General features: G+C 34.6%; 18 protein-coding genes. 11 read left to right on the top strand and 7 right to left on the bottom strand.

Going from position 1 to position 26,935, the window contains the following annotated elements; all coding sequences use genetic code 11:
• Nucleotides 1–21 precede the first annotated feature (21 nt).
• Together BUA73_RS05160 and BUA73_RS05155 are read left to right on the top strand one after the other, a co-directional pair.
• Entirely contained in the window at nucleotides 22–936 is a 915-nt protein-coding gene (locus BUA73_RS05160) for an ABC transporter ATP-binding protein (RefSeq protein WP_072903087.1), read from the top strand.
• Nucleotides 936–2,183 (top strand): ABC transporter permease, encoded by a 1,248-nt coding sequence (locus BUA73_RS05155; protein ID WP_072903086.1) that lies wholly within the window; start codon nucleotides 936–938, stop codon nucleotides 2,181–2,183. Before BUA73_RS05160 ends, BUA73_RS05155 begins: the two co-directional genes overlap by 1 nt.
• A gap of 70 nt (nucleotides 2,184–2,253) precedes the next feature.
• On the opposite strand, the gene helD is transcribed toward BUA73_RS05155, so the two are convergent.
• Together helD and BUA73_RS05145 are read right to left on the bottom strand one after the other, a co-directional pair.
• A complete protein-coding gene (gene helD / locus BUA73_RS05150) occupies nucleotides 2,254–4,530 on the bottom strand; it encodes an RNA polymerase recycling motor HelD (RefSeq protein ID WP_072903085.1) in 2,277 nt (758 codons plus the stop codon).
• 47 nt (nucleotides 4,531–4,577) lie between these two features.
• On the bottom strand, nucleotides 4,578–6,596 hold the full coding sequence (locus tag BUA73_RS05145) for a cell division protein FtsA (RefSeq protein ID WP_072903084.1): 2,019 nt from the start codon (nucleotides 6,594–6,596) through the stop codon (nucleotides 4,578–4,580).
• Nucleotides 6,597–6,838: 242 nt separating this feature from the next.
• Here BUA73_RS05145 and BUA73_RS05140 point away from each other — a divergent pair, with 242 nt between their 5' ends.
• From BUA73_RS05140 to BUA73_RS05130, 3 genes are all read left to right on the top strand, one after another.
• Nucleotides 6,839–9,199 carry an HAD-IC family P-type ATPase gene (locus BUA73_RS05140; RefSeq protein WP_072903083.1) on the top strand — a complete coding sequence of 787 codons (2,361 nt, stop codon included), beginning with the start codon at nucleotides 6,839–6,841 and terminating at the stop codon, nucleotides 9,197–9,199.
• Between the two features lie 62 nt (nucleotides 9,200–9,261).
• The gene (locus BUA73_RS05135; protein ID WP_072903082.1) at nucleotides 9,262–10,563 is read left to right on the top strand and encodes a hypothetical protein; all 1,302 of its coding nucleotides are present in this window, start codon (nucleotides 9,262–9,264) and stop codon (nucleotides 10,561–10,563) included.
• A gap of 16 nt (nucleotides 10,564–10,579) precedes the next feature.
• Nucleotides 10,580–10,954 carry a PH domain-containing protein gene (locus tag BUA73_RS05130; RefSeq protein WP_072903081.1) on the top strand — a complete coding sequence of 125 codons (375 nt, stop codon included), beginning with the start codon at nucleotides 10,580–10,582 and terminating at the stop codon, nucleotides 10,952–10,954.
• A gap of 63 nt (nucleotides 10,955–11,017) precedes the next feature.
• Here the strand turns inward: BUA73_RS05130 and brnQ are convergent, their stop codons facing one another.
• Complete coding sequence (gene brnQ, locus BUA73_RS05125; protein WP_072903080.1) at nucleotides 11,018–12,334, bottom strand: branched-chain amino acid transport system II carrier protein; 1,317 nt, start codon at nucleotides 12,332–12,334, stop codon at nucleotides 11,018–11,020.
• A gap of 274 nt (nucleotides 12,335–12,608) precedes the next feature.
• Between brnQ and BUA73_RS05120 the strand changes: the two genes are divergently transcribed.
• Together BUA73_RS05120 and BUA73_RS05115 are read left to right on the top strand one after the other, a co-directional pair.
• Nucleotides 12,609–13,175, top strand: coding sequence for a DUF1836 domain-containing protein (locus BUA73_RS05120; protein WP_072903105.1), 567 nt, complete (start codon nucleotides 12,609–12,611; stop codon nucleotides 13,173–13,175).
• Between the two features lie 24 nt (nucleotides 13,176–13,199).
• Nucleotides 13,200–16,439, top strand: coding sequence for a DEAD/DEAH box helicase (locus tag BUA73_RS05115; RefSeq protein WP_072903079.1), 3,240 nt, complete (start codon nucleotides 13,200–13,202; stop codon nucleotides 16,437–16,439).
• 87 nt (nucleotides 16,440–16,526) lie between these two features.
• Here the strand turns inward: BUA73_RS05115 and BUA73_RS05110 are convergent, their stop codons facing one another.
• The 3 genes from BUA73_RS05110 to BUA73_RS05100 are packed head-to-tail and all read right to left on the bottom strand — an operon-like array spanning nucleotide 16,527 to nucleotide 20,143.
• A complete protein-coding gene (locus BUA73_RS05110) occupies nucleotides 16,527–17,963 on the bottom strand; it encodes a sensor histidine kinase (RefSeq protein WP_072903078.1) in 1,437 nt (478 codons plus the stop codon).
• The gene (locus tag BUA73_RS05105) at nucleotides 17,950–18,648 is read right to left on the bottom strand and encodes a response regulator transcription factor (protein ID WP_072903077.1); all 699 of its coding nucleotides are present in this window, start codon (nucleotides 18,646–18,648) and stop codon (nucleotides 17,950–17,952) included. The genes BUA73_RS05110 and BUA73_RS05105 overlap by 14 nt, the downstream gene beginning before the upstream one ends.
• A gap of 43 nt (nucleotides 18,649–18,691) precedes the next feature.
• Nucleotides 18,692–20,143, bottom strand: coding sequence for a hypothetical protein (locus tag BUA73_RS05100; RefSeq protein ID WP_072903076.1), 1,452 nt, complete (start codon nucleotides 20,141–20,143; stop codon nucleotides 18,692–18,694).
• Between the two features lie 169 nt (nucleotides 20,144–20,312).
• On the opposite strand from BUA73_RS05100, the gene BUA73_RS05095 reads away from it, so the two are divergent.
• The 3 genes from BUA73_RS05095 to BUA73_RS05085 are packed head-to-tail and all read left to right on the top strand — an operon-like array spanning nucleotide 20,313 to nucleotide 25,122.
• Nucleotides 20,313–20,963 (top strand): TetR/AcrR family transcriptional regulator, encoded by a 651-nt coding sequence (locus BUA73_RS05095; RefSeq protein ID WP_084672075.1) that lies wholly within the window; start codon nucleotides 20,313–20,315, stop codon nucleotides 20,961–20,963.
• 23 nt (nucleotides 20,964–20,986) lie between these two features.
• Nucleotides 20,987–24,622 carry an efflux RND transporter permease subunit gene (locus BUA73_RS05090; RefSeq protein ID WP_072903075.1) on the top strand — a complete coding sequence of 1,212 codons (3,636 nt, stop codon included), beginning with the start codon at nucleotides 20,987–20,989 and terminating at the stop codon, nucleotides 24,620–24,622.
• 32 nt (nucleotides 24,623–24,654) lie between these two features.
• Nucleotides 24,655–25,122 (top strand): HAD family hydrolase, encoded by a 468-nt coding sequence (locus tag BUA73_RS05085; RefSeq protein ID WP_072903074.1) that lies wholly within the window; start codon nucleotides 24,655–24,657, stop codon nucleotides 25,120–25,122.
• A gap of 64 nt (nucleotides 25,123–25,186) precedes the next feature.
• On the opposite strand, the gene BUA73_RS05080 is transcribed toward BUA73_RS05085, so the two are convergent.
• The gene (locus BUA73_RS05080; RefSeq protein ID WP_072903073.1) at nucleotides 25,187–26,539 is read right to left on the bottom strand and encodes an alanine/glycine:cation symporter family protein; all 1,353 of its coding nucleotides are present in this window, start codon (nucleotides 26,537–26,539) and stop codon (nucleotides 25,187–25,189) included.
• A gap of 237 nt (nucleotides 26,540–26,776) precedes the next feature.
• Between BUA73_RS05080 and BUA73_RS14050 the strand changes: the two genes are divergently transcribed.
• Nucleotides 26,777–26,920: a hypothetical protein gene (locus BUA73_RS14050; protein ID WP_178139226.1), complete on the top strand. Its 144-nt coding sequence runs from the start codon at nucleotides 26,777–26,779 to the stop codon at nucleotides 26,918–26,920.
• Nucleotides 26,921–26,935 lie beyond the last annotated feature (15 nt).

Here is a 26,935-nt window from a genome sequence, read left to right as displayed (position 1 = left end):
TTTATTGAAAGGGGATTTTTTATGAAGTTAGAAGTTAAGGATATTCGTAAAAGCTTTGGAGATACCGAGGTTCTCCATGGAATAACATTTTCTGCGGAAAGTGGTCGCGCTTTGGGCCTTTTAGGAAGGAATGGAGCGGGTAAAACCACTACTATACGTATATTGATGAAGGTGTTTAATTCAAATCAAGGTGAGGTTTTACTAGATGGGAAGCCATTGGATCCTATGAAATCTCAGATAGGATATCTTCCTGAGGAAAGGGGCCTTTATCCTGAGAAAAAGGTAATAGATCAATTAGTTTATTTGGGGATGTTAAGAGGCATATCTGAGAAGGAAGCTAAGGAAAATACAACAAAGTGGATGGAGAGATTGGGTATAACTGAGTACTTAAACAGAAAGCTTAGCACTCTTTCCAAGGGAAATCAGCAAAAGGTACAATTAGCTCAAACTTTAGTATGCAATCCGGATATAGTAATCTTGGACGAGCCCTTCAGTGGACTTGATCCTGTAAATTCTCAAATATTAAAGGATGTTGTAAATGAACTCATTGAAAACAATAAGATTGTAATTTTCTCAAGTCACCAGATGAGCTATGTAGAGGAATTTTGTAGTGATATAGTTGTCATCAATCATGGTAATGTTGTATTAGAGGGTGATTTGAAAGAGGTTAAAAAGACTTTTGGAGCTAATAGAATAATATTAAGTGCAGAAAATTATACCCTAGAGGAGCTTTACAATATATGCACTGAAAAAATGTCAGATATGGTTAGCGTTCACGATAGGAAAAAAGATTTTATTGTGTTCGAATTAAATGAGGGTTCTTCTAAAAACCAAGTTATTCATAGAATAATGGACCTTGGCATAGATATTGAAAAATTCGGCGATTATGAGCCTAGTCTTACAGACATATTTGTTAAGAAAGTAGGTGAAGAATAATGAAACAATTTTTTACTGTGTTAAAATTTGAACTTGGCAATTATTTAAAGAAAAAGTCCTTTTTGATAGGAACATTAGTTTTGGCACTCATTGCAGCTGTTGGTCTTAGTGTGCCTACAATAATAGATGTATTTAAGGGTGATAATGGCAAGAAAAATGATACTAAGGTAGAACAACAAGCAGATAAGGAGCAATATGGTATAATAGATGCTTCAAATATTCTTGGCGGAATTGAAGGCTTAAATGTAATATTCCCAGATAAAAATTGGAATAATTATAAGAGTTTAGACGAAATTAAAAAGGCTGTGGATGAAGAAAAAATAAAAGGTGCAGTGGAGATCGTAAGCGATAAGGAATTCACTTATTTCGTGAAAAATAAGGGGGTTTCAGAGGATAGTATGACAGAAGCTGTTTCTTCGGTGCTGAAAAAGGTCTACCAAAAGAATACTATTTCTAAAGCTGGAATGGATTACGATGTTATAGAAAAGATATATAATGAACCTATAGCTAGCAAAGTTCAGGTTTTAGGAAAAGACAGTAGCAATAATTATTTTTACGCATACATTTTGATCTTTGTATTGTATATGCTTATATTGGTGTATGGACAGACTATTGCTGTGGCAGTTACTGCGGAAAAGAGCAATAGAGCTATGGAAATTCTTGTTACAAGTACAAGTAGTACTAGTCTTATAAGCGGTAAGGTTATTGCAGGAGCCATATCATCGTTATTACAGGTGGGTGTTATTATGGCGTCTATGCTTATATCATATAACCTGAATTCTACAGCTTGGAATGGAAAGCTAGATTTTATATTTAAAATACCTGCAGATATCATCGTGGTTTTCGTCTTGTTTGGACTTACAGGTTATATTTTGTACTCCTTTGTATTTGCTGCTCTAGGAGCATTGGTATCAAAATCAGAGGAGGTTGGACAAAGTATTGGGCCATTAACTTTGGTGTTTGTAGTTGTGTTTTTTATAAGTATTATGGGACTTAATATGGGGCATAGTATGCTGATTAAAGTTTGTTCTTATATTCCACTGAGCTCTCCTATGTGTATAATCACAAGGGTAGCTATGGGCAATATGGGATGGATTGAGATAGGCATATCCTACATCTTACTTCTAGGAACTACCATACTTGTGAGCATTGGCGCTAGCAAGTTATACAGGATGGGTACTCTTAGATATGGTAATCCAATAAAACTTAAAAATGCCTTGAAGATGTTGAGGCATAAAGAAGAGTAATATGTGGCTCTTTTGGCAATGGCAGTGATAAAATCCTACCAGCGCCAGAAGAGCTATTTTTCTTGAAAAATTAATGCTGAAGAAGAGTGGTAACATTGCCCAGGTAATATATTTGAAGCCTATGTAGGGGTCTTGTCATGGCTACATAGAGAAGCTTTATATCTAATTCTATAGGCTTGTAAACATTTTCAGAAGCATTTAATATTACAACCATGTCAAACTCAAGCCCCTTGGCTAAGTAAGAAGGAATGAGCACTATACCTCCTTCATACTCTTCTTCCTTTCCGGAAATTATGGCTACATGACTTTTCAAATATTTTTTGGCTTCTTTACATTCATCTAAATTTTTGCAGATGATGGCAAGGGACTTAAAGCCTTGACTGTCTAAAGAAGCTATCTCTTCATCTATGCATTGGCAGATATCTTTAAGATCTTTTTTGCAAGCTATGGATACTTCACTGCCATGTCTTATAACTGGTTTTGCCTTGGGGAAATTATAATTATCTGAAATCATAGAAAGTTTGTCCATAACTACATTTGCCATATCCATAATTTCTACTGTGGTACGATAGCTCTGCTCAAGGGTGAGGAAGTTACAATTACAATTTCTAAAGAGTTTTTTTATAACAGAGTCCCAGTTTCTTATGCCTGCATAAGAGTATATACCTTGACAGAGATCTCCTAAAATAGTGAAGGAACCAGAGTTCATTATTGATTTTAGGGATAGGATTTGGAAAAGACTAAAATCTTGAGCCTCATCGATTATGATGTGTCGTATATCTAAGTCTTCCTTTAGTCCATAAATATTAATATACATATACACAAGGGGAGCCAAGTCTTCAAATTCTACTTTGTGTTTTTCTAGCAGCTGGAATGTGGATTCACGTACCTGATTTAGTATATCTTCTTTTATATTTTCTTTGTTGTATTTCTGAAGGTTGTTCTGAAAGTCTAGGTAGTATTCAAAACAAGTTTTATGCTGCACCTTGGAGAAATAATCTTTAACTAAAGTTTTTATTTTGTTTTTGGCCTTTTTTATGGCATTATCCCTTTCATCTATTATGGCTATTATGGTGTTCCGGCGCTGAGGACAGTCTTCCATGGCCCTTCTAACTTTGTTAAGTTCTATTTCGTAAGTGTTTTCTATATTTAAGATTATCTTCTCTTTTTCTTGGGAAAGCGTATTTATAAGGCTCTTTTTTAACTCTAGCACTCGCTTATAAAAGGGTTTTTTCCCGAAATCCATCATAAATCTTCTTTGCAATTCTTTGTGGGATAAGAGAACATAATTACCTATTTTGAAATCTTCCTCTGGTAGAAAGTTAATTTCTAACTCTTTTAAATATCGCATCACCATATTGGCATATATAAGAGAGGATTTAAACATAGATAATTTCTGCAATTTAGATGCAGAATCTTTATCATCGTTGTAGTGAAAATTGATTATTTTAGACAGTTTTTCATGGGGAGCTACAAGCTTGTATTTGTGGCCTATTATTTCAAAGACAAGGTCTTCGTAAGTTGTCTGTTGAACATTTTCTACTCCTAGCTCGGGTAGAACTTCGGATATATAGCTTAAAAAAAATCTATTAGGAGCTATAATCATAAAATTGTTTGCCTTTAAGGTCTTTTCATTGTTGTACATAAGATATGCTATTCTGTGCAGTGCAATGGTGGTCTTTCCGCCTCCAGCAGCTCCTTGGACTATTAGAGGTGTCCACATATCAGCCCTAATAACTTTGTTTTGCTCAGCCTGTATAGTGGTTACGATATCTTTAAGTCTATTATCTTTATTTGAGCCAAGTGCCGCCTGAAGAAAAGTATCGTTGGTGGTGATATCAATATCCATGATGTTTTTTAATTGCCCATTTTCAATGAAATACTGTCTTTTTAAACTTAACTCTCCGCTGATAATCCCATCAACGCATTCATAGGCGGCAGAACCCAGTCTTTGCTCATAGTAAAGAGAGGCTATGGGAGCACGCCAATCCACTATGACGAATTCATCTTTGCTTTCATCATACAGTGACATTTTGCCAAGATAGCACATCTGGCATTGGTCGCTGTCCTTTTCCGTAAAATCAAAGCGAGCAAAATAAGGCTTATCAATGCTAAGCCCTATCTGTTTCAGTTTTGTATTTATATTTCCCTGTATGGTGGAATAGATGGTGAGCTCACTGAATTGCTCAGCATTGTCCGAGTTGTAGTGGGACACACCATAATCCACAACTGAATCTACCGTTGTCTTTCTACTTAAAATTTGTTCTTTGTAGTTGTTTAAATAGTTTACAGTGAGAAAGAGTCGGTTCACTTCATATTCAAAGCTTGTATTGTTTGTACTATTCATAATATAAGATTACCATTCCTTCATCAGTATTGTTTACACCATGGCGATTATTTCCATGAAATTTCGATTGTATCTCCTTCTGATAGTTTTGTTAAATATGAGGCCGTTTTGCCATTGTGGATAAGGGAAAGGTTTCCCTTTGCGCTACTTCTATCAAAATCTATGAAGTCAAAAATGTCGGTGAATACGTAAGATGATTTTCCAGTAAGAGTTACAGATTTTTTATTTACTGAGACATTAATGTTATAATTCTTTTCACTGGAAAGATTTTTGTTTGAAATAGAAGCTGCTACTTGCTTGCTGGGTGATGGCTTTGTTATTATGTTGTCCCCAGGTTTTATACAGTAGTTTAGAGAAAGCTTTTCTGAGGAAATATAGAAGTTTTTATTTTTAAATATACTGTTGTGATGTTTTATAAAGGCATCTAACGTAGGATCAAATATTATTTCAACATCGTCATTTTTTCGAATAATGGCGTCCGCTTCTGCTTTCATGGAGTTTATAGTTATCTCTGGTTCCAAGGTGAAAGTCACTCCGTCTACTGTAAAATTTATGATGTCATAAGAGGCAGGTATGTATTCGTATATCCTTGGACATGCATTCTCACCATTTTTTGCATATGAAATTTCTATGTTATCCCCATTTTCCACGGAGGATTCTAAGGAAGCTTCTTTCCCGTTCAAATATACTTTTGCCTCTGTAGGGCTGCCACCTAAGGCTTTGCATGGTGAACCATTAAGTGAAAAGACAAGGTCTCTTCCTGTTTTGCCGATGAGAAGTTTTGGGTTCACTGAAGCTTGAACAAGGACATCTGAGATTTTAGTAGTGCTTAGGTTAAATAGAGTCAGGTGGGTATTGTTCAAGTTTACTTCTATGTAATTTTCTTGGGAGCGACTGGCTGCTATAAGTCCGATGCCTAGTACTGTTATTCCAGTGCTGCCAAGGGTGTAGTCGGACACAACACATTCTTTCACAGCTTCTCTTCCTTTTATGCCTATCCTCTGTTCAGGCAGCTCTAGTTTTTTTGCCAGCTTTTGCATCAATAGAGGAGTGTGTGCGCCACCGCCTACGATGAACACTGCAGATGGGCTTTTATCGCTATTTAGTTTTAATATTTCCTCAGATATTTCACGGCTTATCTGCTCTACTATAGGTTCAATTAGAGATAGGACTTCCTTGGAATCTATGGTGTATTCAAAGCCTAGGACATCGGTGTAGGTAACGGTATCATTTTTTATAAGATCTTTTTTCAGTTTGTCTGCCGTGTTAAAATCTATAAGATAGTTTTCAGCTATGGTTTCTGTTACTTCATCTCCAGCTAAGGGCACCATTCCGTAACCTACCACCGTATTTTTATTGCTTATGGCGATATCGGAAGTACCAGCACCCACGTCCACCAGTGCAATGTTTAGCAGTCTTAGATTAGAGGGTATAACAGCTTCCATGGCAGCTATAGGTTCAAGCGTCAGGGTAGATACCTTCAGGTTTACCATCTTCATTACAGAATAAAGGCTGTCAACAACTGAACTAGGGAGAAAGGTGGCTATAATTTCTACTCCAGCATTTTTCCCTTTGTGGGATAAAAGATTGTTAATAGCATAACCGTTTAGATAGTAACTCTTCACTGTATAACCAACGCAATAGAGTTTTGTGTCGTTGTTGGGTTTAACACCTTTCTTTGCGGAAGTTTTATTTATCTCTTCCTCTGCCTTTTGCACAGCACTTAGCTCTAAGGCGTTTATTATGTGAGTGTCTATTTCAGAATCTTCGGCTATATCCTCTGTAGAAGTTATGCAAATGGTCTTTAAAAATCGCCCTGCAGCTGCAATGGCAACATTAGTAAGCTTTTCGCCAATTTGAGATTCCAAGTTAGCTTTTATGGAGGATACAGTGCTTGCCACTGAACCTATGTCGTGGATCTGTCCATCCACCATGGCTCTTTCCTCATGCTCTATATAATGCTCTGCAATAACGTGTAGTTTACCGCTTATATTTTTCAAAATGGATCCTTTTATTGAACGTGTACCAATGTCTAAAGAGAAAATCAGATTATTTAAATTATCCATGGCTACCTCTCTTAATAAAATATAATATTATAAATATTATAGTATATACCAATATATCATTCAATGAGTTTGTGCTTTGTACTGCAAGTAAAGACGAATCTTTCAAATTTGTTAGATTAATGTAACCTAATACTATGGATATATAACAGTATATTAAGTATAATAATAAAAGAGGTATTTTAATTTAAAAATTAGAATTAAAAATTTACTGTATATTAGCCGTACATTAACGGAGGAGCGATATGAAGTTAGAGGGTTTGACTAGAGATGAAGTTGAAAGCAGAATAAGAGATGGAAAAGTAAACATAGTTCCAAAATCACCTTCAAGAACTATACCGGAAATAATCAGGGCAAATGTATTTACCATATTTAATGCTTTAAACTTAGGGCTTTCAATTGTGGTTATATGTGCAGGGTCTGTTATAAATTCCACTTTTGGATTGCTTATAATAGTAAATGCGCTTATTGGTATAGTGCAGGAATTAAATGCAAAAAAAATAATAGATAAACTTAGCGTACTGAATAGAAGCAAGATAGCGGTTATAAGAGATGGGGAGAAGGTTAAGCTAGGCAGTGAGGAAATTGTAGAAGATGATGTTATCTATATATGTGCAGGGCAGCAGATTCCTGCAGATGCAGAGGTCATGGAAAACAACGAGATAGAGGTGGATGAATCACTTTTAACAGGGGAATCCGAACCCATAGTGAAGCGAGAGGGAGAGTATTTAATGGGCGGAAGCTTTGTAGTATCTGGAGGAGCATACGTCAAGGTAGTTAAGGTTGGAAGTGACACCTATGCAGCTAAGCTTTCTAGAGAGGCTAAAAAATATAAAAAGATAAATTCTACTATACAAAAGGATATAAATAAAATTTTTAAAGTGATAACTTGGATAGTTATACCATCTAGTATACTGCTGGTATCCACTCAATTAATATTTACAAATAGGAATTGGAGGGAGGCTGTACTTGGGGCTGTATCAGGTGTTGTAGGAATGGTTCCTGAGGGTCTCGTACTTCTTACTAGTGCAACTTTCATTGTAGCTGTAGTTAGGCTTGCCAAGTGGAAAGCTCTTATACAAGAGTTGCCTGCCACAGAAGTGCTGGCCATGGTGGATACTATTTGTTTGGACAAAACGGGAACTATAACAGAGGGAATCCTTGAGGTTCAAAACGTTGAGGTAATTGATGGGTGTGTACAGCCTCATCATGTTATGTGTATTCTAAACAAGATAATTGGAGAAATGAAATCCTATAACCAGACGGACAACGCCATAGCAAATAAGTGTTCAGAATGTTATAATGCTAATGATGATGCAATTAAAAATTTGAAGTGTACGAGTTCCATTCCTTTTTCTTCAAAGAGAAAATGGAGTGCAATAACTTTGGAAAATGATGAAACATATATTATGGGGGCACCAGAAATTATACTGTCTGAGGGGTATGAGCAGATCCAAGAGGTTGTTGAAGAAGAGGCATCGCTTGGAAACAGGGTTCTCCTCTTAGCAAAAATGCAGGGAAGAATAATAGATCATAAAATAGTGAACCCTGTGAACGCAGTGGCTCTTGTCATTCTAAGGGATGTTATAAAAAAGGAGGCACCTGAAATAATAAGTTATTTTTATAAAGAGGGTGTGGATTTAAAAATAATTTCAGGAGACAATCCTATAACTGTTGCATCTATTGCAAAAAAAGTTGGAATTAAAGATGCGGATAATTATGTTGATGCCACAGAGTTACCAGATGATATTGAAGAATTGTCAAAGCTTGTAGAAGATATAAAAGTTTTTGGGCGAGTGACTCCACACAAGAAAAGGGACATTATAAAGGCATTGCAGAACAATAAGCACATAGTGGCCATGACTGGTGACGGAATAAATGATGTTTTAGCACTTAAGGAATCGGACTGTGGTATTGCCATGGCAAACGGAGCCCAGGCCGCAAAAGCTGTATCTCAAATTGTACTTATGAACTCAAATTTTAGTGCCCTTCCAGAAATTGTTTTAGAGGGTAGGCGTTGCATAAATAACTTAAAAAGAGTGGCTGAACTATTCTTGACTAAAACCATGTATTCCATTATATTGTCCATAGTATTTGCCCTTATATGCAAACCGTTTCCTTTGATACCTATTCAGCTAAGCCTTATTGGTACCACTACCATAGGTATACCAGCTTTCTTCTTAGCTATGGGGCCAAATAAAGAAAAACTGGAAAAGGGTTTTTTAAGGAAGGTTTTAAAAGAGGCAATTCCCAATGGTATAGTAATTGCCATTGCCACAATATTTGTGTATGTGGTGGGTATGGTTTCAGGCCTTAACGTGATGGAGTGTAGGACGCTTTCAGTCACTATGCTAGGTGTCATAAGCCTACTTATTCTTTTAAAAGTAGCCTCACCAGTGACTCCATGGAAAATTGCTTTAGTAGCTTCCATGATCATGTTGTATGTTTTGAGCTTTATAACCTCAGCGGGCAGGTATATTTTTAGGCTAAAGTGTCTATCATATAAATACTTACTACTTGTTATTGTAGTAACTTTGCTTTGCTTACCATTAATAAAGGCCATGCGAAATTTGTTTAATAGATTTGTATTTGTTGAAAAAAAATAACATATAAGGGTCAGTGTTAGTTCACTGACCCAATTTAAAATTGAAGGCGGAGTGATAGAAGCATGAGAAAAGTTAAGAGAACAGGGTTAGTCAGCATTATTTTATCGTCCCTTTTTGTTATGAGCACTTTTTTTGTGGGGTGCAACAATGATGATAAAGGAAAAGAGATAGGGGATAATACTTTAATAGCAGTAAAGAAAAGTGATAAAGAAGATAGCAAAAAGGATGTTTATATATCTTATGATGGCAAGGGTTTCAGAAAAGTCATAGAGGCTATAAACCTTGAGGATGGAACAGGAGCAATACAGTATTTTCCGCAATCGGGAGTTATGCTATACCAAGACAACAGCAATAGTGTTTACATGGTAGAAAAAGATTCACAGAAGATGAAGGTGGCTTCAAATCCAGTACAGACTATTATTAACAACAAAAAACACGTTATTTCTATGGATAAGGAAGGCAATTTATACTACAAGGCTTACAATAAGCAGAGTGAAAAAATAGCTGACAACGTTACCACAGCTAGGATTGCAGATGAGAGCTCTAAAATTTTGTATACAACAAAGGATAACAATTTGTATCTGCATGATGAAAACAAGCAAAAGGTAAAAGTTGCTGAGGGTGTAAAGAAGTTTAGCTTTACTGATAGTCAGGATACTATTTTTATAACAAAGGAAGACAATAACATATACACTTGTAAGTTAGGAGCAGATGGAAAACAAGAGCTAATTGGAGAGACGGAAAAATATATGTTCCTTACTATGGATAAAAACAACAATGTGTACTATTTTAAGGATATTGAGAAAGTTGGAGAAGTTTATTTTGCGGATTATTATTTAAAAAAGCCAGGCTCAAAGGAAGTAAAAATCATCGAGAAGGCTAATAGTTCTCAGTACGATTTTCAAGTTATAAACAATATTATATACTACAAAGATAAAAATGATTCATTACACAGTATAGGCAAAGATGGCAAGGATATAAAAGAGTTGGGCAAAAATGTAAAGAATTACACTGTGGATGACCAAAACAATGTAGCTTATCTTGACAAGGACGACATCTTAAACACAATAAAGGAAGATAAAACCATTGAAAAAATGGATGCTAAAGATAAATTGTATACCATGGTGGAAGGGCAATTGTACTTAGTGGGTGCAGATAAAACTCTTACAGTGGGTAAAACTGTCATAAGCAACAATGTGGAAGAAATTCAGATAAGTGGTAACAATCTTAGTTATTACACAACAGATAAAAAATTGTATATATGGGATGCGAAAAATAGCAAATCAAATAAAGTAATAGATGATATAACGGTATACGATGAAGTTTTCTACGGTGGGAACCTATTGTATACTAAAGAACAATAAAAGAGGAGAGTTGTGTATGGGCTTTTTTAGTAGCTTAATTGGAAATGTATCTGAGGTTGAAATTGAAGGTGTGGTAAAAAATTTTGAGCAACTTATTGCTGAGGGTGAAGTAGTAGAAGCGGCATACAAGCTTGTTAGAGATATGATAATATTCACCAATAAGAGAATAATATTTATCGATAAACAGGGTATAACAGCAAAAAAAATAGAGTATTTATCTGTTCCGTACAAAAGTATAAATACTTATTCTGTAGAAACAGTAGGGCATTTTGATTTGGAGGCAGAGTTAGTTCTCCATATTAAAGGTATGGAATCTCCTATTATAAAGCAATTCACTTCTAGTGCAAATATTTATGATGTTCAGTCCATTATAACAAAGCACATAGAGTAGGAGTAATAAGGCACAGTCAATGGTTTTCGACTGTGCCTACTGTTTTATTTTATACTGTTTATTTTATTGTTTTTTAGCTGGGATCAGGGTTCCTATAAGTCCACCTGCTATAGTTGGTATAATCCACCCAAGTCCTAAGGATACAAGAGGTATTTTTTTGTATACTGATGATACAACTCCTAATGTTAAGTTAAAATCATTGCATACTTGAAGTACTCCGAATAAAAGGGCAAATACTATAGCTGATACGAAAATTGGCCTTTTTAGGTGAATTAGTTTGTCCACAAAAACTAAGGCTATTAGAGTTATTGTTATAGGATAGATTATCAATAGTGCAGGTAAGGATACTTTTAAAATAGTTGAAAGCCCTAAATTTGAAAGTATAAAGCTAAATGCACACAATAAAAGAAGAACTATGTTATAGCCCGATTTTTCATCCTTGAAAAATTTGGAGAAGTACTCTGCAAAGGATGAGCTAAGGCCTACTGAGGTTGTAAGACACGCCATTGTAACTACGAAGCCTAATAGTATAAGACCTGGTTTTCCGAACAAGTTAAGCATTGCAGCTACAAGAAGGTCGCCACCATCTTTGAAGGTTCCGTTAAGAGAGCCACAAGTTGCACCAAGGTACCCAAGACCAAAGTAAACTAGGCCAAGGCAGATGGAAGCTATTATACCGCTTTTAATTGTTATTCTTACAACATCTTTGGATTCTGTTACACCTAGTTGTTTTATTGAAGATATTACTACAAGGGCGATTACTAATGCACCAACAGCGTCTAATGTCTGATATCCTTCAATAAATCCCTTAAAGAAAGGTGAAGTAGCATATTGACCAACAGGGTTTGCAAAGGTTCCAATTGGGTTAACAATTGCTCTTATTATTATAACTACTATAAGAATCAACATAACTGGAGTGATTATTTTACCTATAAAATCTAATAGTTTTCCAGGGTTTGCAGCTAAGAGGTAAGTAGCAATAAAGAAAATTGCGATAAATCCTACAGAAAAGTACAATGAAAGTGGAGAGTCCCCAACTAGTGGTATTATGCTAAGGGAGGCCGAAACTGCACCTATTCTTGGAATAGCACATAGAGGCCCAAGCATCATATATACTAAGATTGAGAAAATAGTAGCAAATTTAGGTGATACTCTTGCTGCTATGTTTTCAAAATTTTCACCTGAAATAGCCACGGCAATTGTACAAATAAGGGAGAGCCCTACATCGGCTATTATAAATCCGATGACAGAAACCCATACATTTTCACCTGATTGCATACCAAGGAATGGTGGAAATATTACATTTCCAGCACCAAAAAAAATAGCAAATAACATAAAGCCGATAGATAGTGTTTCTTTGAATTTGATGTTTGTTTTCATATAAATACTCCTTGATAATAAAATATATACAAATTTTGCGTGGTTAAATATTAATAAATTGTTAATAGGTTAACAAATGGAATGCCGTTAAATCGTTGAAATCATGGCATTATAACCACATATATTATAATACCACAACAACACATGATATTAAAAGATTTTTAAAAAATTTTAATGCAAAATATTGAGCCATATTATTTAATCTGGAATTAAAAAAAACATGAAACATGAAAATATGTTAGAATATAAGTATATTAAATTCAGAGGTGCTTTTATGGAACAGAATTATATTATGAATATTATAGACAATTTGAACCTTACTGACAACATAAAATTAGAGGATATACCTGAAATAGATTTGTACATGGATCAGGTAATACAGCTGTTTGAAAGGAAGTACGGATGCAGTCTTAGAAACGATGAGGAAAAGGTACTTACTAAAACTATGATAAATAACTATGCAAAGGACGATCTTTTTATGCCTGTTAGAAATAAAAGGTACTCTAAAGACAATCTCATATTGATTAGTATGATTTATCAGATGAAGGGTGCTTTGAGTATAAAAGATATAAAGGCTTCCTTAGAGACCATGGTGAGAAAGAGCATGGAAGGTCATACGGCGGACCTTAGAAATTTCTATGCTTGTTATTTAGATTTATTGAATTCTAAGATTAATGATTTTAAAAATAATGTAGATAAGGATATAGAGCATATAAACACCATATGCAAAGAGTTAAAGTTTAATGACGAATACGAAGAAAAGTTATTTATGATCTTAAATCTGGTGACTATGAGCAATGCCTATAGGAGATTGGCTGAGAAGATCATTGATGATCTATAATTAATTCTTTAGGAGGATCATTATATGTCAATAAAAACCTACGGAAATATCAAAGAGCTGTGCAGTGACTTTATACTGTTGATGGGGGAGCAGTGTTACGATGGAGATTATGTTGAATACGTAGATAAGGCTTTTGAAGATGATAAAATCATAGAAGTAGAGGCGGAGGTTCTTCCCTATACGGGTTATAGAGAAAACATCTGTTATTTTAAGATAGACAAGAAAACTAAAAATCTTATGGGATTCCGATGCAGTTGTATGGATGAAGGAAGGTATAAAGGTGTATGTGAGCATTTGGTTGCTGCGTATTTAAAGTATATAAATGAATACGATGATTTGATAAACAAAGATATTGAAGATTTGATAAATGCGTATAAACAACCACTTACTTTGAGTAGGAAAGTCCAGAGAAAAGATTACAAACTATATATTTCATTGACCAATGCTGTCAATGAAAGAACCCCCAACTATTTGGAATTAAAAGTTTCAGAGGAAAGGGAAAAACCATATGTTATAAAGTCCATATCGGAATTTTTGAAGAGCTATTATTTTAAGTCCAGTCTAGAGATGGGAAAAAAGCTGATTATAGACTTTAATAATGCTCATTTTTCAGATGAGGATACTAAAATTATAGAAACTCTTATGCAAATTTTCGAGTCACAAGAAATTTTAAATATGGGTTATGGAAACATAATGGGAAAAAACTTAATAACGGGGAAAAAGGCATTTTTGGCAGATGCCTATTTTAAAAGAATTGTGGATATAATAAAAGACCATACTTTTAGTATGAAAACTCCCATGGGAGAGTGCGAAAATTGCCGTTACACTGAAGAGATGGAATTTGATTTTCGTGTTGAAGCCAATGGTGAAAACATTATTTTATCTCATAGCGACAACAGGTTCCCATACCCTTTAACTTCTGATTTAATGTACGTATATTACAAAGAGTGTGTATATAAAATGTCTAGAGAAGTGGCAGAAGCGTATATACCTCTTTACACAGCCATGCTAAATAAAAGGGATTGTAAGTTAAGCATAGATAAGCACAATAAACAGGACTTTGCGTCATACATAATCCCCAAGATAAGCCGCATAGGTGATGTGAAGATATCTGAAGAATTGGAAGAAGAGTTTTATAGAGAAAGTTTAAGTGTAAATATATATCTAGATAAGGACCAGGATAAGGTTATTTTGTCCTTAAAGTTTTGCTATGGAGAAGTGGCAATCAATCCTTTAAATGAGGAGGCTCATAAAAAAGAGGAAGAGTCTAGTAGTAAGGGAATTCTAGTTAGGGATATAGGTGGAGAGACTGAGGCTTTAGATCTTATCCTAAAGTATAAATTTAAGGAGAAGAACAAGGATTTTATTTTAGAGAACGAAGAAGATATTGTGAACTTCATTGTAGAAGGTCTAGAAATATTGAACGAAAAATACAATATATTTTATTCTGATAGCTTTAAAGGCTTCAAAATTCACAGAAGCGATAGTTTTAGGTGCAGCATTAAGTCCACTGGCGAGAATATGCTGGAGTTTAGTTTTAAACTTAAGGGAATGAACCAAGAGGAGCTTATAAATATATTTACATCCATACACAACAAGAAAAATTACTGCAAGTTGAAAAATGGGGATATAGTATTATTAAAAGATAAGCTTTTGAAAAATGTGGCAGATATAGTAAACTATTTAGATCTTAGCAAAGATGAATACACTGAGGATATTATAAAGCTACCGACTTACGATGCTTTTTATATAGAACAAAAGCTCAATGACAAGGATATATATGTAAGCAAAAATAAAGGCTTTATAGACTTGATCTCAAACATTGAAAAGGGGAGAGAAAAGGAATTTGAGCTACCAAAAGAACAAGAGCAGGTATTGAGACCGTATCAGGAAGTTGGTTTTAAGTGGTTCAAAAGCTTGTCACAGTGTGGCTTTGGTGGAATACTAGCAGATGAAATGGGCTTAGGTAAAACCCTGCAGACAATAGCATTTCTCAATTCAGAGAGAGATAAGGGTACGGCGCTGATTGTATGTCCTACATCCCTTGTTTTTAATTGGGAAGAGGAAATTAAAAAATTCTCACCAAATATGAAAGCTCTAGTTATAATAGGAAACAAGAGTCAAAGAAAAGAAATGTTAAGCTTTTACAAGGAATACCATGTGATAATAACATCTTATCCACTTATAAGGAGAGATACATCTTTATATGATAATATGGAGTTTTCCTATTGTATTATAGATGAGGCACAACAAATAAAAAACCCTTCTTCTCAAAGTGCCATAGCCATAAAAGAAATAAAAGCAAAGAACAGGTTTGCCCTTACAGGAACCCCTATGGAAAACAATCTTTCAGAATTGTGGTCCGTGTTTGATTTTGTCATGCCGGGATACTTATTAAATCACAATAAGTTTTTCTCAAAATATGAATCTCCCATTTTAAAGGATGACAATGACGAGGCTATGAAAGAATTGAGTATGAAGATAAGTCCATTTATTCTTAGAAGAATGAAAAAAGATGTGATAAAGGAGCTTCCACCAAAAATATACAACAATATGTTGGTAGAGCTTAATGATGCTCAAAAAAAGATATACGCTTCTTATGCAACCTGTCTTAGAAAAGAAATACAAGAAATAATGAAAAGTATGGATAGGCCAAATAAAATAAAAATATTAAGTGGTCTAACTCGATTAAGGCAGATATGCTGCGATCCCTCTGTGTTTGTAAAGGATTATAACAGTGGTAGTGGAAAGCTTGAGGTGCTGTATGATGTTATAAACAGCAGTATTGAAGAGGGACATAAAATTCTCATATTTTCTCAGTTTACTTCTGTACTTAAAAACGTTTATTCTAAATTAAAAAAACAAAATATATCGTCGCTATATCTTGATGGAAGTGTTAAATCAGAGGACAGGTTAAATCTTGTTAGGCAATTCAATGGAGGAAATTACAACATATTCCTTATTTCTCTTAAAGCAGGGGGAACGGGTCTCAATTTAACAGAAGCTGATGTTGTAATCCATGTGGATCCTTGGTGGAATCCAGCTGTAGAAGAACAGGCTACAGACAGATGCCATAGGATTGGGCAAAAAAATACTGTTCAGGTTATAAAATTAATTGCCAAGGGCACTATTGAAGAAAAGATTGTGAAACTCCAGGAGAAAAAGAAGCTTCTAGCAGAGGCTGCTTTATCTTCACATGACTTATCCCACAGCAATTTCAACAAAATGGATCTAAAAGAGTTGGCAGATATTTTATCACTTTGATTTATAAATATAAATATAAAAATAAAAATAGATGCACCCGTGGTCATAAAACTTTATGTTCATGGGTGCATTTAATATATTATTAAGTTAAAGTACAGAATTGGAATTCTCAAACCAAGGAAGAGATATTGTTACGGTGGTTCCTTCATATTCAATGCTTGAAATAGTCAGTGTTCCATTGTGGAGTTTTACTATCTCATCACATATGGCAAGACCTATACCGCTGCCTGATTTTGAAGAAGCTCCTTTGTAGAATTTTTCCTTTACCTTTTTTATATCTGTAGGTGATATACCCACGCCTTGGTCCTTTATTTTTATAACTACGTAGTTGTTAAAGGTGATTACGTATATAAATATTTTGTGGTATGGTGAAGAAAATTTTATGGAATTGTGTATTATATTTATAAATACTTGTTTTAATCTATTGCTGTCACCTAGAATTACAATATCTTGTTCGCAGTTCACTATTAGTTCCAGCTTGCTCTTATCTAGCTGGGATTTAAAATAGTGTTTTATTTCATGCAATATAGGGTACAATTTTAATTTTGTCAGGTTTAACTGAATTCTTCTACCTTCTAATCTTGAGTAGTCTAGAAGATCTTCAACAAGAGAGTTTAATCTATTTGTTTCAGCGGAGATTATTTCTAGTCCCTCTTTTTTGTCCTCTTCGCTTAAGGCAGTATCTGTGAGGAAGAGTTCTGTCCAACCCTTGATAGCTGTGAGCGGAGTTCTCAATTCGTGAGAAATAGAGGATATGAATTCGTTTTTTAGCTTATTGCCTTCTAGTATTTTGTCCGCCATGTGATTCAGGTTTGAACCTAGTTTGCTCAGCTCATCGTTGCCATCAATATCAATTCTTTCCGTAAAATCTCCATTGGACATATTCTTTGAAATCTCTGTGAGCTTATTTAACGGTTTCATGATGGTTTTTGCCAAGTAAGAGTTAATTAAAAGTGTGAATACAAATATTATTATTAACGTAAAGACAACTATAAGAATAATTACATATAAGTTCTTAAACAGCTTATCTAAACAGGTGGTGTACCTAAGGTATCCCCAAGTATTTCCATCACGAATGATGGGAGCAGTCATGGATAGCAGTCTTCTATTGTTATTGTCCATGTATTCATTGGGCATATAGCTTCCCCTAAGGGCATCTACAACGTCTCTATAGGTATCATCCTTGTAAGCAAAGGTGAAATCCTTTGTCAGCAGTACATTGTTGTAAAAGTTTATACCGTTGGAATCTAGAACCAACTCCCCAGTATGGTTTAATAGCTGAAAATAGAATACTGAGTTTTGTTCCTTTTCTAATATATAGCACAGCTTTTCATTGTATGGTACATCGGGCATGTGATTGCTATAGAGAGTACATGCAAAATTAAGTTTCGTTCTAAGTTCTAGCTTTGCCGTGCTTATATAATAAGTGTAGAAAAATATTATAAACAAAACTCCCATGGTAAGGATAACAAACAAAGATGTTAGAATGCTTTGGGCGTATATTTTATTTTTAAGATTGCTCATTGTTATCACACCACATATAACCATATCCCCAACAAGTAGTAAGATATTTTGGGTTAGAAGAATCATCTTCAATTTTTTGTCGAAGCCTTCTTATGTTCACATCTACTATCTTAATATCTCCAATATAGTTAATTCCCCACACATCATTTAAAATAAAATCTCTAGATAGAGTCTTGTTTGCATTTTTGATTAAACAGCACATAATTGAAAATTCCGTTGGTGTAACAGGAATGAGAATATTGTCTTTATAAAGACAGCTATTGCTCATATCCAATTTAAAAGGACCGGAAGTAATACAATTCTCAATGGAGTGCGATGATATATTTAACCGCCTAAGCAGTGATTCTATTCTAGCAGCAAGCTCTGAAGGACTGAAAGGTTTTACGATATAGTCATCAGCGCCATTTTTAAATGCTTGAATTTTGTCACCTTCTTGGCCCTTGGCTGTAAGCATTATTATTCCTAGGTTAGGAAATTTATTTCTGAAGGTTTTGCATATCTGCAAACCACTTATGTCAGGTAACATGATATCCAACAAAGCTATGTTAAAGGTACCATTTATGGTATTTAGGGCATCCTTGCCGCAGTCAACAGCCGTTATATCGTAGTTCAAATGTTTTAATTTTATTTTTATAAAGCTTCTTATGGAAGGTTCATCTTCTAAAATTAATATTTTAACAGTCATAATAGCTCCTCTCTTTCTTTGTGAGTAGTAGTGAGTTTTTTACTTAAAATGAGGCTTTACTCCATGGAAAGCCTACATCAAATACAAAAAAATCGTTTTTCATATCTGTATCGGATAAACCCTTTGCCTTAAAGAAATCATTCACATAGGTAATGGCAAAAATCTTATTGCCATAATCTGACATGAAAACACTGTAATTGCTATTTGGTGGGTACGTGTATCCATCAGGCAACTTTTCGTAAACGGTAATAGAAAAAATCCATTTTGATTCTGTTCCACCATGAGATATATAAAAGTCATTGGTATTTGATTGTTCCTTCACATTGGACAAAATACTTAATGTGGAGTCGCTGAAATACTTGCCAGGCAAAAATAATGTGTAGTTATCTAAGATATCGTAATAGGATATTTTGGACATATTTCCGCTGCTCTCTATTTTACCTTTTTTAGCTTCAGTTAAATCAGATAGTTTATACCAATAATCAATATTGTTTTTGTGTAAATCCTCTTTCTTGTTTCCAATCATTTGTGGCATTCTGAATTCGTAGATGCCATCGTTGTCTACATCTATAATAAAATCATTTAGGTTGATAGATGTATCGCTTTTTCCTAGAAGATTTAAATAATGTTTTATAGGGTATACAAATCTATTAGCTTCGGATGCATTGTTGGAAATAGAAGGAGTTATTTTTGATAGCTGCCCTTTGTTTATTGTATATACATCAGAATATATAAATTCCGAATTATAGTTGTACGTGCAAAAGACGCCTAGGTTATCATGGTCATATTTTCCTACTTTAATTATAGCATCTTTAACTTTCACGTCAAAATCCGTGGAATCCACTCTCTCCATGCTATTGTTTTTCCATTGATACATACACAATGTTTTATTGTGGCTCTTTACATCATCTTCTATTAATATAATATAAGGTTTAGTTGTTGAAGAATCCTTAGAGAACATTTTGAAATCAGAGCAGGATTTAGAAAATAATTTTACCGTGGTTTTGCCTATAAACTTATATATATTTAGGGTTTTAGTGTCGTTGTCCACCGAGGATGTAGTTATCAATATTTCTTTGTTTTCGTCATTGTCCATATCGGCATAGCTGAGAGAATAAATATTTTTGCATTGAAATGTTTCATTGCATATAATTTTAAGGGATTCGTTAACCTTTGCTAATATAAGAAACCCGTATATAGCGTCTTCGTTGGCTTTTTTGTAGATTATAAGTATTTCCTCGGATGCGTCCCCATTAAGGTTTGTTTTTATAATAGAGCGCTTTTCTTCCCCTGTTACTGGCGATGTGATTACATAATTATACTTATTTAACAATGACTTTATCTCCTGAGAACTCTCACCCTCTATATAAGTGTCTGGGGAATACATAAGTGATGAGGGGGATTGCAACATGGCACATCCAGATAAATTAAGAGAAATAGATATAAGTAGCATCACGGATAATGCTTTTTTCATCATAATACTAAGATTGCTCAAATCATAGACCTCCAATTTTGGAATACTTAACGTTAATATCATTATATATTAAAATCATTGTCTTTTGTATGGTTTTTCACAACTGAGGTTATAGATAAATGAAAATATTGACACCATACTGGCGGTATGTTAGCATTATAACATACTGATAGTATGTTAGGATGTGATAATGTTGTCAAAAGTTAAGGATTCAAAAGTGACAGTGGAGAGAATTATAGAAGTTGCCTCTAGATTATTTATGCAGAGGGGTTATGAGAATACTACCATTGATGATATTGTAGAAGAATTAGGTGATTTAAGTAAAGGAGCTATATACCATCATTTTAAATCCAAAGAAGAAATTATTCTTGCCGTGTCTAGAAAGGTTAACCAAGAATTGCTTCATAGATTTCACAAAACTATAAGCGGTCAAAAGTTTACAGGTATGGAAAAGGCTAAGCAGTTTTTAATGTTTATATTGAATGAGTTTAAAAACCATGGTAATTGCGAATGTTCCTCTAATTTGTTAAATAACCCCAAAGTTTTAGCTTTACATTTACAAAGCTCTATTTTTGAAATAGCACCTAATATAATACAGCCCTTTATGGAAGAAGGTGTTAAGGATGGATCTATAAAGACTGATTACCCGAAACAGTTATCAGAGGTTATAGCATTGATGACTGGTATTTGGATGAATCCATTTATTTTTAGGAGCACAAAAGAAGAAATTAATGATAAGTATATGTTCTTTAAAAAGATGATGGCAGGTTATGGTATGGATTTTTTTGACGAGGAATTTCTGAATCATATATACAAGCTATTAGACAATAATAAAATATAAAGCATTATTTTAGGAGGGGAAAGATGATAAAATCAAGCGTAAAAAAGCCATTTACCGTTTTCGTTGCTACAATCTTGATAATAATTCTAGGGTTCATCTCTTTTCAGAGTATGACCACAGATTTATTGCCAAAAATTGACTTGCCTTATGTGGTAGTTATAACAGCTTATCCAGGAGCTAGTCCTGAGAAAGTAGAGGCAGCCGTTACAAAACCATTGGAGTCTGCTCTGGCAACCACTGCTGGAATAGAAAAAATAAGTAGTACATCAAATGAAAACTCTAGCAACATTGTGCTTCAGTTTACTCAAGGCATCAATATGGATAGTGTCATGCTTGATTTGAGCTCTAAGTTAGATCTTGTAAAGGGAAAGTTGGACGATGAAGTAGCCACGCCTATGATAGTAAAAGTGAATCCAAATATGATACCAATAATGGTGGCAAGTGTTGATGTGGATGGGCTCAATGAAAAGGACGTATCAAAGCTTGTGAAAAAGGACATAATACCTTCCTTTGAGAGAATAAGCGGTGTGGCATCTGTAGATTCCATGGGATTGCTTGACGAGGAGGTAAGAATTACTCTTCATGGAGATAAGATAGATAAATTAAATGATAGAGTTCTAAAATCTATAAATTCTAAATTAGCTGAAACAAAGAATAAATTGGATGAAGGAAAGAAGAAACTACAAGAGGGTCGGGCTTTATTAGAAAAGCAATCTTTGAGCAAAAATGAAGAGTTGATTAATGGTACAATAAATTTGGACAAGGGAAAGGAACAGATTAAGGAAGCTATAAAAAACATTCCTCAGCTTCAAAAGGAATTGGAAAGTCAAAGGAAGGATTTGCAGTCCAAAAAAGATGCATTAATGTGGGCTTTAGAGGAGCAAAGCAAAAATAATATTCCTTTAACAGAAGAACAAAAGCTCTCTTTGACGCAATTGGATGATGGTATAAGAACAGTAGATGAGGCCCTTGCCAACATGAACGGCGAAAAAACTGTCTTAGAAGAAAAGTTACAGGGACTAATCCAAACTCAGAAGAATTTAGAGATGGGTAGATCTACTCTAAATAGTGAACTTTCCAAAGCTAGGATGGAACTGATTACAAAAGAATCGGAGTTAGATAAAGCACTGAAAGAATTTGAAAAATCTCGGGATGAGGCTTATAAAAAGGCCAATATTGGCAGTGCTATAACAAAAGAAAGTTTAAGCAAGATTTTAATGGCACAGAATTTTTCCATGCCAGCAGGTTCCATAGAGGAAGATAATATCCAATACACTGTTAAAGTAGGGGACAAGTTTAATAATATGGAGGAACTTAAAGATCTTGTTTTAATGCATATAGATGTGGACAATGTGGGGGATATAAAAATCCAAGACATTGGAAGTATAGATATCCATGATAACAGTGAGGATAACTACGTTAAAGTCAATAAGAATAATGCAGTTTTGTTGTCATTTCAAAAGCAAAGCAATTATTCAACTTCTCAGGTTTCCAAAAGCATAAATGAAAACATGGAAAAGCTGATGAAAAATAACAGTAAACTCCACATAATTCCCTTGCAGGATCAAGGTATATATATAGATGTAGTAATAAATTCAGTAATCGATAATTTGGTTATGGGTGGAGTGTTGGCCATAATAGTGCTATTATTATTCCTTAAGAGCATGAAGCCAACTATAATTATTGCTTTGAGTATTCCTATCAGCCTTATGTTTGCCTTAGTAATGATGTATTTCAGTGGTGTAACTTTGAACTTGATATCCTTATCAGGTCTTGCACTGGGAGTTGGAATGTTGGTGGACAATAGTATTGTTGTCATTGAAAATATTTATAGACTTAGGAGTAGTGGTGTAAGTGCTGCTAAGGCAGCTGTCCAAGGAACCACACAGGTGGCAGGGGCAATATTGTCTTCAACACTTACCACCATTTCGGTGTTTCTTCCTATAATATTTACAAAAGGTCTATCAAGACAGCTATTTACGGACATGGGGTTGACAATTGCCTACTCTCTTATTGCTAGTCTTATCGTGGCTGTCACCCTTGTACCGACCATGGCATCAATAACCCTTAAAAATGTTACAGAAAAGAAGGGTAGAATATTTGAAAAGTTTGTTCAAGGATATGAAAAGATTTTAAGAAAATCCTTAAAACATAAAATAATAACTCTCACTACAGTGTTTGTGTTGTTCGCTTCCAGCACTGTTTTATGTGTAGCAAAGGGTGCCGTACTTATGCCTGAAATGGACAGCAATCAGATTTCTATATCATTAAAGGTACCTAAGGGAACGGATGATAAAACCGCTAGAGCTACAGCAGAAAAGATTGTGGATAAAATCAGTGTGGTAGAGGATATAGAGACCATAGGCGTTATGGAGCAAAATGGTTCTGGAATGATGATGATGGGTGGGGGAGACTCAAAATCAATTTCCTTTTACGTCATTTTAAAAGAAGATAAAAAGCTCTCAAGTCAAGAAGTTGGGAGTATAATTACAAACATGACAAAGGACATACCTGGCAAAATTAAAGTATCCACTTCAAATATGGATATGTCGGCTTTAGGCGATACAGGTTTGACTGTAAATATAAAGGGACCTGACTTCCAAGTCTTAAAAAACATATCCGGTGATATAAGTGACATCATGGGAAAAATTCAGGGGGCATACGATATAAGCGATGGTTTGGACGAGGGGGCAAAGGAAACGCATATAATAGTGGATAAAAATAAAGCCATTGCCCACAATCTTACTGTGGCACAGGTGTATCAAGAAATAGCCACATTGCTTAAAGAAGAACAAAAATCCACAACTTTAAATATAGGCACCAATGAATATCCTATTGTTTTAGTAAATGCACAGGTGGAGGGTTTGTCAAGAGAGAAATTAAAACAGCATATCATTGTTGTAAATAAAAATGGTGTTGAAGAAAAAGTAAAACTCTCTGATATTGCATCTATAGAAGAAAATAGCAGTCTTGTATCTATAAAGAGAAATGAACAGATGCGAACCATGTCTGTAAAGGCAATGGTTAAAGAAGGCTATAATGTGGGAAACGTAAGTAAAGATCTAGAAAAAAAGATAAGCTCCTATAATGTGCCAGAGGGGTATTCTGTGTCCTTGGGCGGCGAAAAAGAATCCATGGACTCAGCTTTTGGGGATTTAATTAAGATGATAGCTCTAGCCATAGTGTTTATATACATGATTATGGTAGCACAGTTTCAATCATTGCTGTCACCGTTTATAGTTTTGTTTACTATACCATTAGCGTTTACAGGTGGCTTCTTAGCCTTAATAATAACTGGAGTGAAGCTAAGCATGATTTCAATACTAGGATTCCTTATTCTTTCGGGAATAGTTGTAAACAATGGTATTGTATTTGTGGACTATGTAAATCAATTAAGATTAGAGGGCATGGAGAAAGGTGCAGCTATCATAGAGACGGGAAGAACAAGGATTAAACCTATCCTCATGACAGCCTTAACCACTATCCTTGGCTTGTTTACCATGGCTTTGGGAATTGGAATGGGTTCGGAAATGGTTCAGCCTATGGCTATTGTAACAATAGGGGGGCTGCTTTATGCCACACTACTTACTTTGCTTGTAGTACCTGTGATATACGACCTTCTAAATCGCAAGGAGCTAAAAAAGTTAGACATAGATTAACTTATCTAATATTCACGACGGGGGGAGTCAAAATGATATGTGTAAACATACCCGATTATAAAGAATTTAAGTTCAAAAATGTAGTATTTGATTACAATGGCACATTGGCCGTGGACGGTAAATTGGACAAAGACACGAGGGAAAATCTAATGAAATTAAGCCAAATGGCGGATGTATATGTGCTTACGGCGGACACCTATGGCAGTGTGGAAAAAGAATGTAAGGGTCTTTCCGTAACGGTAAAAACATTTCCCAATGATGGCGCTTCAAGCCATAAAAAAGATGTGATAAAAGATCTAGAGGGACAAAGTATTTGTGTCGGCAATGGCTTTAACGATATAGAAATGTTTGATGCATCAGACTTGTCCATTGCTATAGTAGGGGATGAAGGATGTAGTGGAAAGTTGCTCACTCACAGCGATATAGTTGTTCACGGTAGAAAAGATTTATTTCAACTGTTCTTTAGTACAAATAGAATAAAAGCCACCTTGCGAGGATAATATGAAAATTCCCAGCATTTTCACTTTAACGGTGATAATGCTGGGAATTGTTATTGTGTAGTGTTTAGTAATCCTTTGTTATATCAAGGGCTTCATATTCTGTTAATTTAGTTTTCACTATTTTAGATAGAGCCAATATAGCTATAAGGTTAGGGAATACCATGATACCATTGAACAAGTCTGCAAGTTGCCACACAAATTCAACCTTTAAACCACAGCCTATAACTATGCATATCATAACTAAAACTTGGTATACTGGCATTGCTTTTTTTCCAAACAAGAATTTAATATTAGTAGCACCGAAGAAATACCAACCTATTATTGTTGAAAATGCAAAGAAGAATAGGGAAATGGCGATGAATTTTTCACCAAAAGCTCCCATGCCCGTTGTAAATGCGTGCTGTGTAAGTGCTATTCCTGTCATCTTACCAGTCAAGGTAGGTTCAGTAGTCAAAATTACAAGAGCTGTTAAAGTAAGTATTATAAATGTATCTATAAAAACTCCCATTATTGCAACAAGGCCTTGATCGCAAGGGTGTTTTACATCTGCTACAGCATGGGCATGAGGTGTAGAACCCATACCAGCTTCGTTAGAGAACAATCCTCTAGAAACACCATATCGTATAGCATTTTTTACAGTGACACCAATAACACCACCAGCCACGGCAGAAGGTTTAAATGCTCCCACAAAAATAGCTTTAAATGCAGGCAATATATTAGTAGCGTTTGTAACTAGTATAAATAAACTTCCGATTATATAGAATAATGCCATGATTGGAACGACTTTTTCTGCGAAGGAGGCTATTCTAGACATACCGCCTACAAATATTAACAAGGCAAGCACTGCAAGAATTGCACCTACAATATATGGATTTACATTAAATGCTTTATTAAAAGCGGCACCTATGGAGTTAGCCTGAACTAGGTTACCTACAAATCCAAGTGCAATAATTATACTAACTGAGAAGAAACCAGCTAGGAATTTGTTGTTTAGACCTTTGCTGATGTAATATGCAGGTCCACCTATGGGTTCTCCGTCTTTTTCAGTTTTATATACTTGAGCTAGTGTTGCTTCAGCAAATATAGTACTCATACCAAAAAATGCACTTACCCACATCCAAAAAATTGCACCTGGTCCACCGGATACAATAGCAGTAGCAGCACCGGCAAGGTTTCCAGTTCCTACTTGAGCGGAAATAGCTGTGGCTAAAGCCTGGAAGGATGTCATCCCGTCTTCTGATTTCTTGCCAAAACTAATGCCTCCAAATGTTTTTTTGAAAGACTCACCGAATTTTCTTACTTGGATAAATTTCAGTTTAAAGGTGAAATAAATACCTGTACCGCAAAGAAGAAAAACAAGAATATAGTCCCAAAGATATCCGTTGATGTTCTTCACTAGATTGGTTAATGTTTCCATAAAAAAGCCTCCTTTAATAAAATTGTTGTAAAATTGCATGTTAATACTATTGATGATTTTGATAAATAAATAACTACCTATTTAAAAGTATTATACGGTAATATTATGGAAACTTCAATATGAAAATTAAAAAAAAATTAACAAATTTAATTAAAATGAGACACAAATAAAAATAAGTTTACATTAAATATTTAATAAAACTTGAGAAAACATTATAATAATCATAAAAAGTTTATAATGACAAAAATAAACAAGAAAACATATATAAAACTCAATAGACGTCTTTCTTTAGAAGCAGAGTGGGATATTATAACCTTGGTAACCTGCAGTTATGAAGAAAAAGATAGTAGATTAATTGTAAATGCAGTTAAAATGGACTAGATTTTAGAGTATAAT

Source organism: Hathewaya proteolytica DSM 3090 (assembly GCF_900142225.1).
GTDB lineage: Bacteria > Bacillota > Clostridia > Clostridiales > Clostridiaceae > Hathewaya > Hathewaya proteolytica.
The sequence above is the reverse complement of the archived record's forward strand: the minus strand, read 5'-3'. Positions and strand labels throughout refer to the sequence as shown.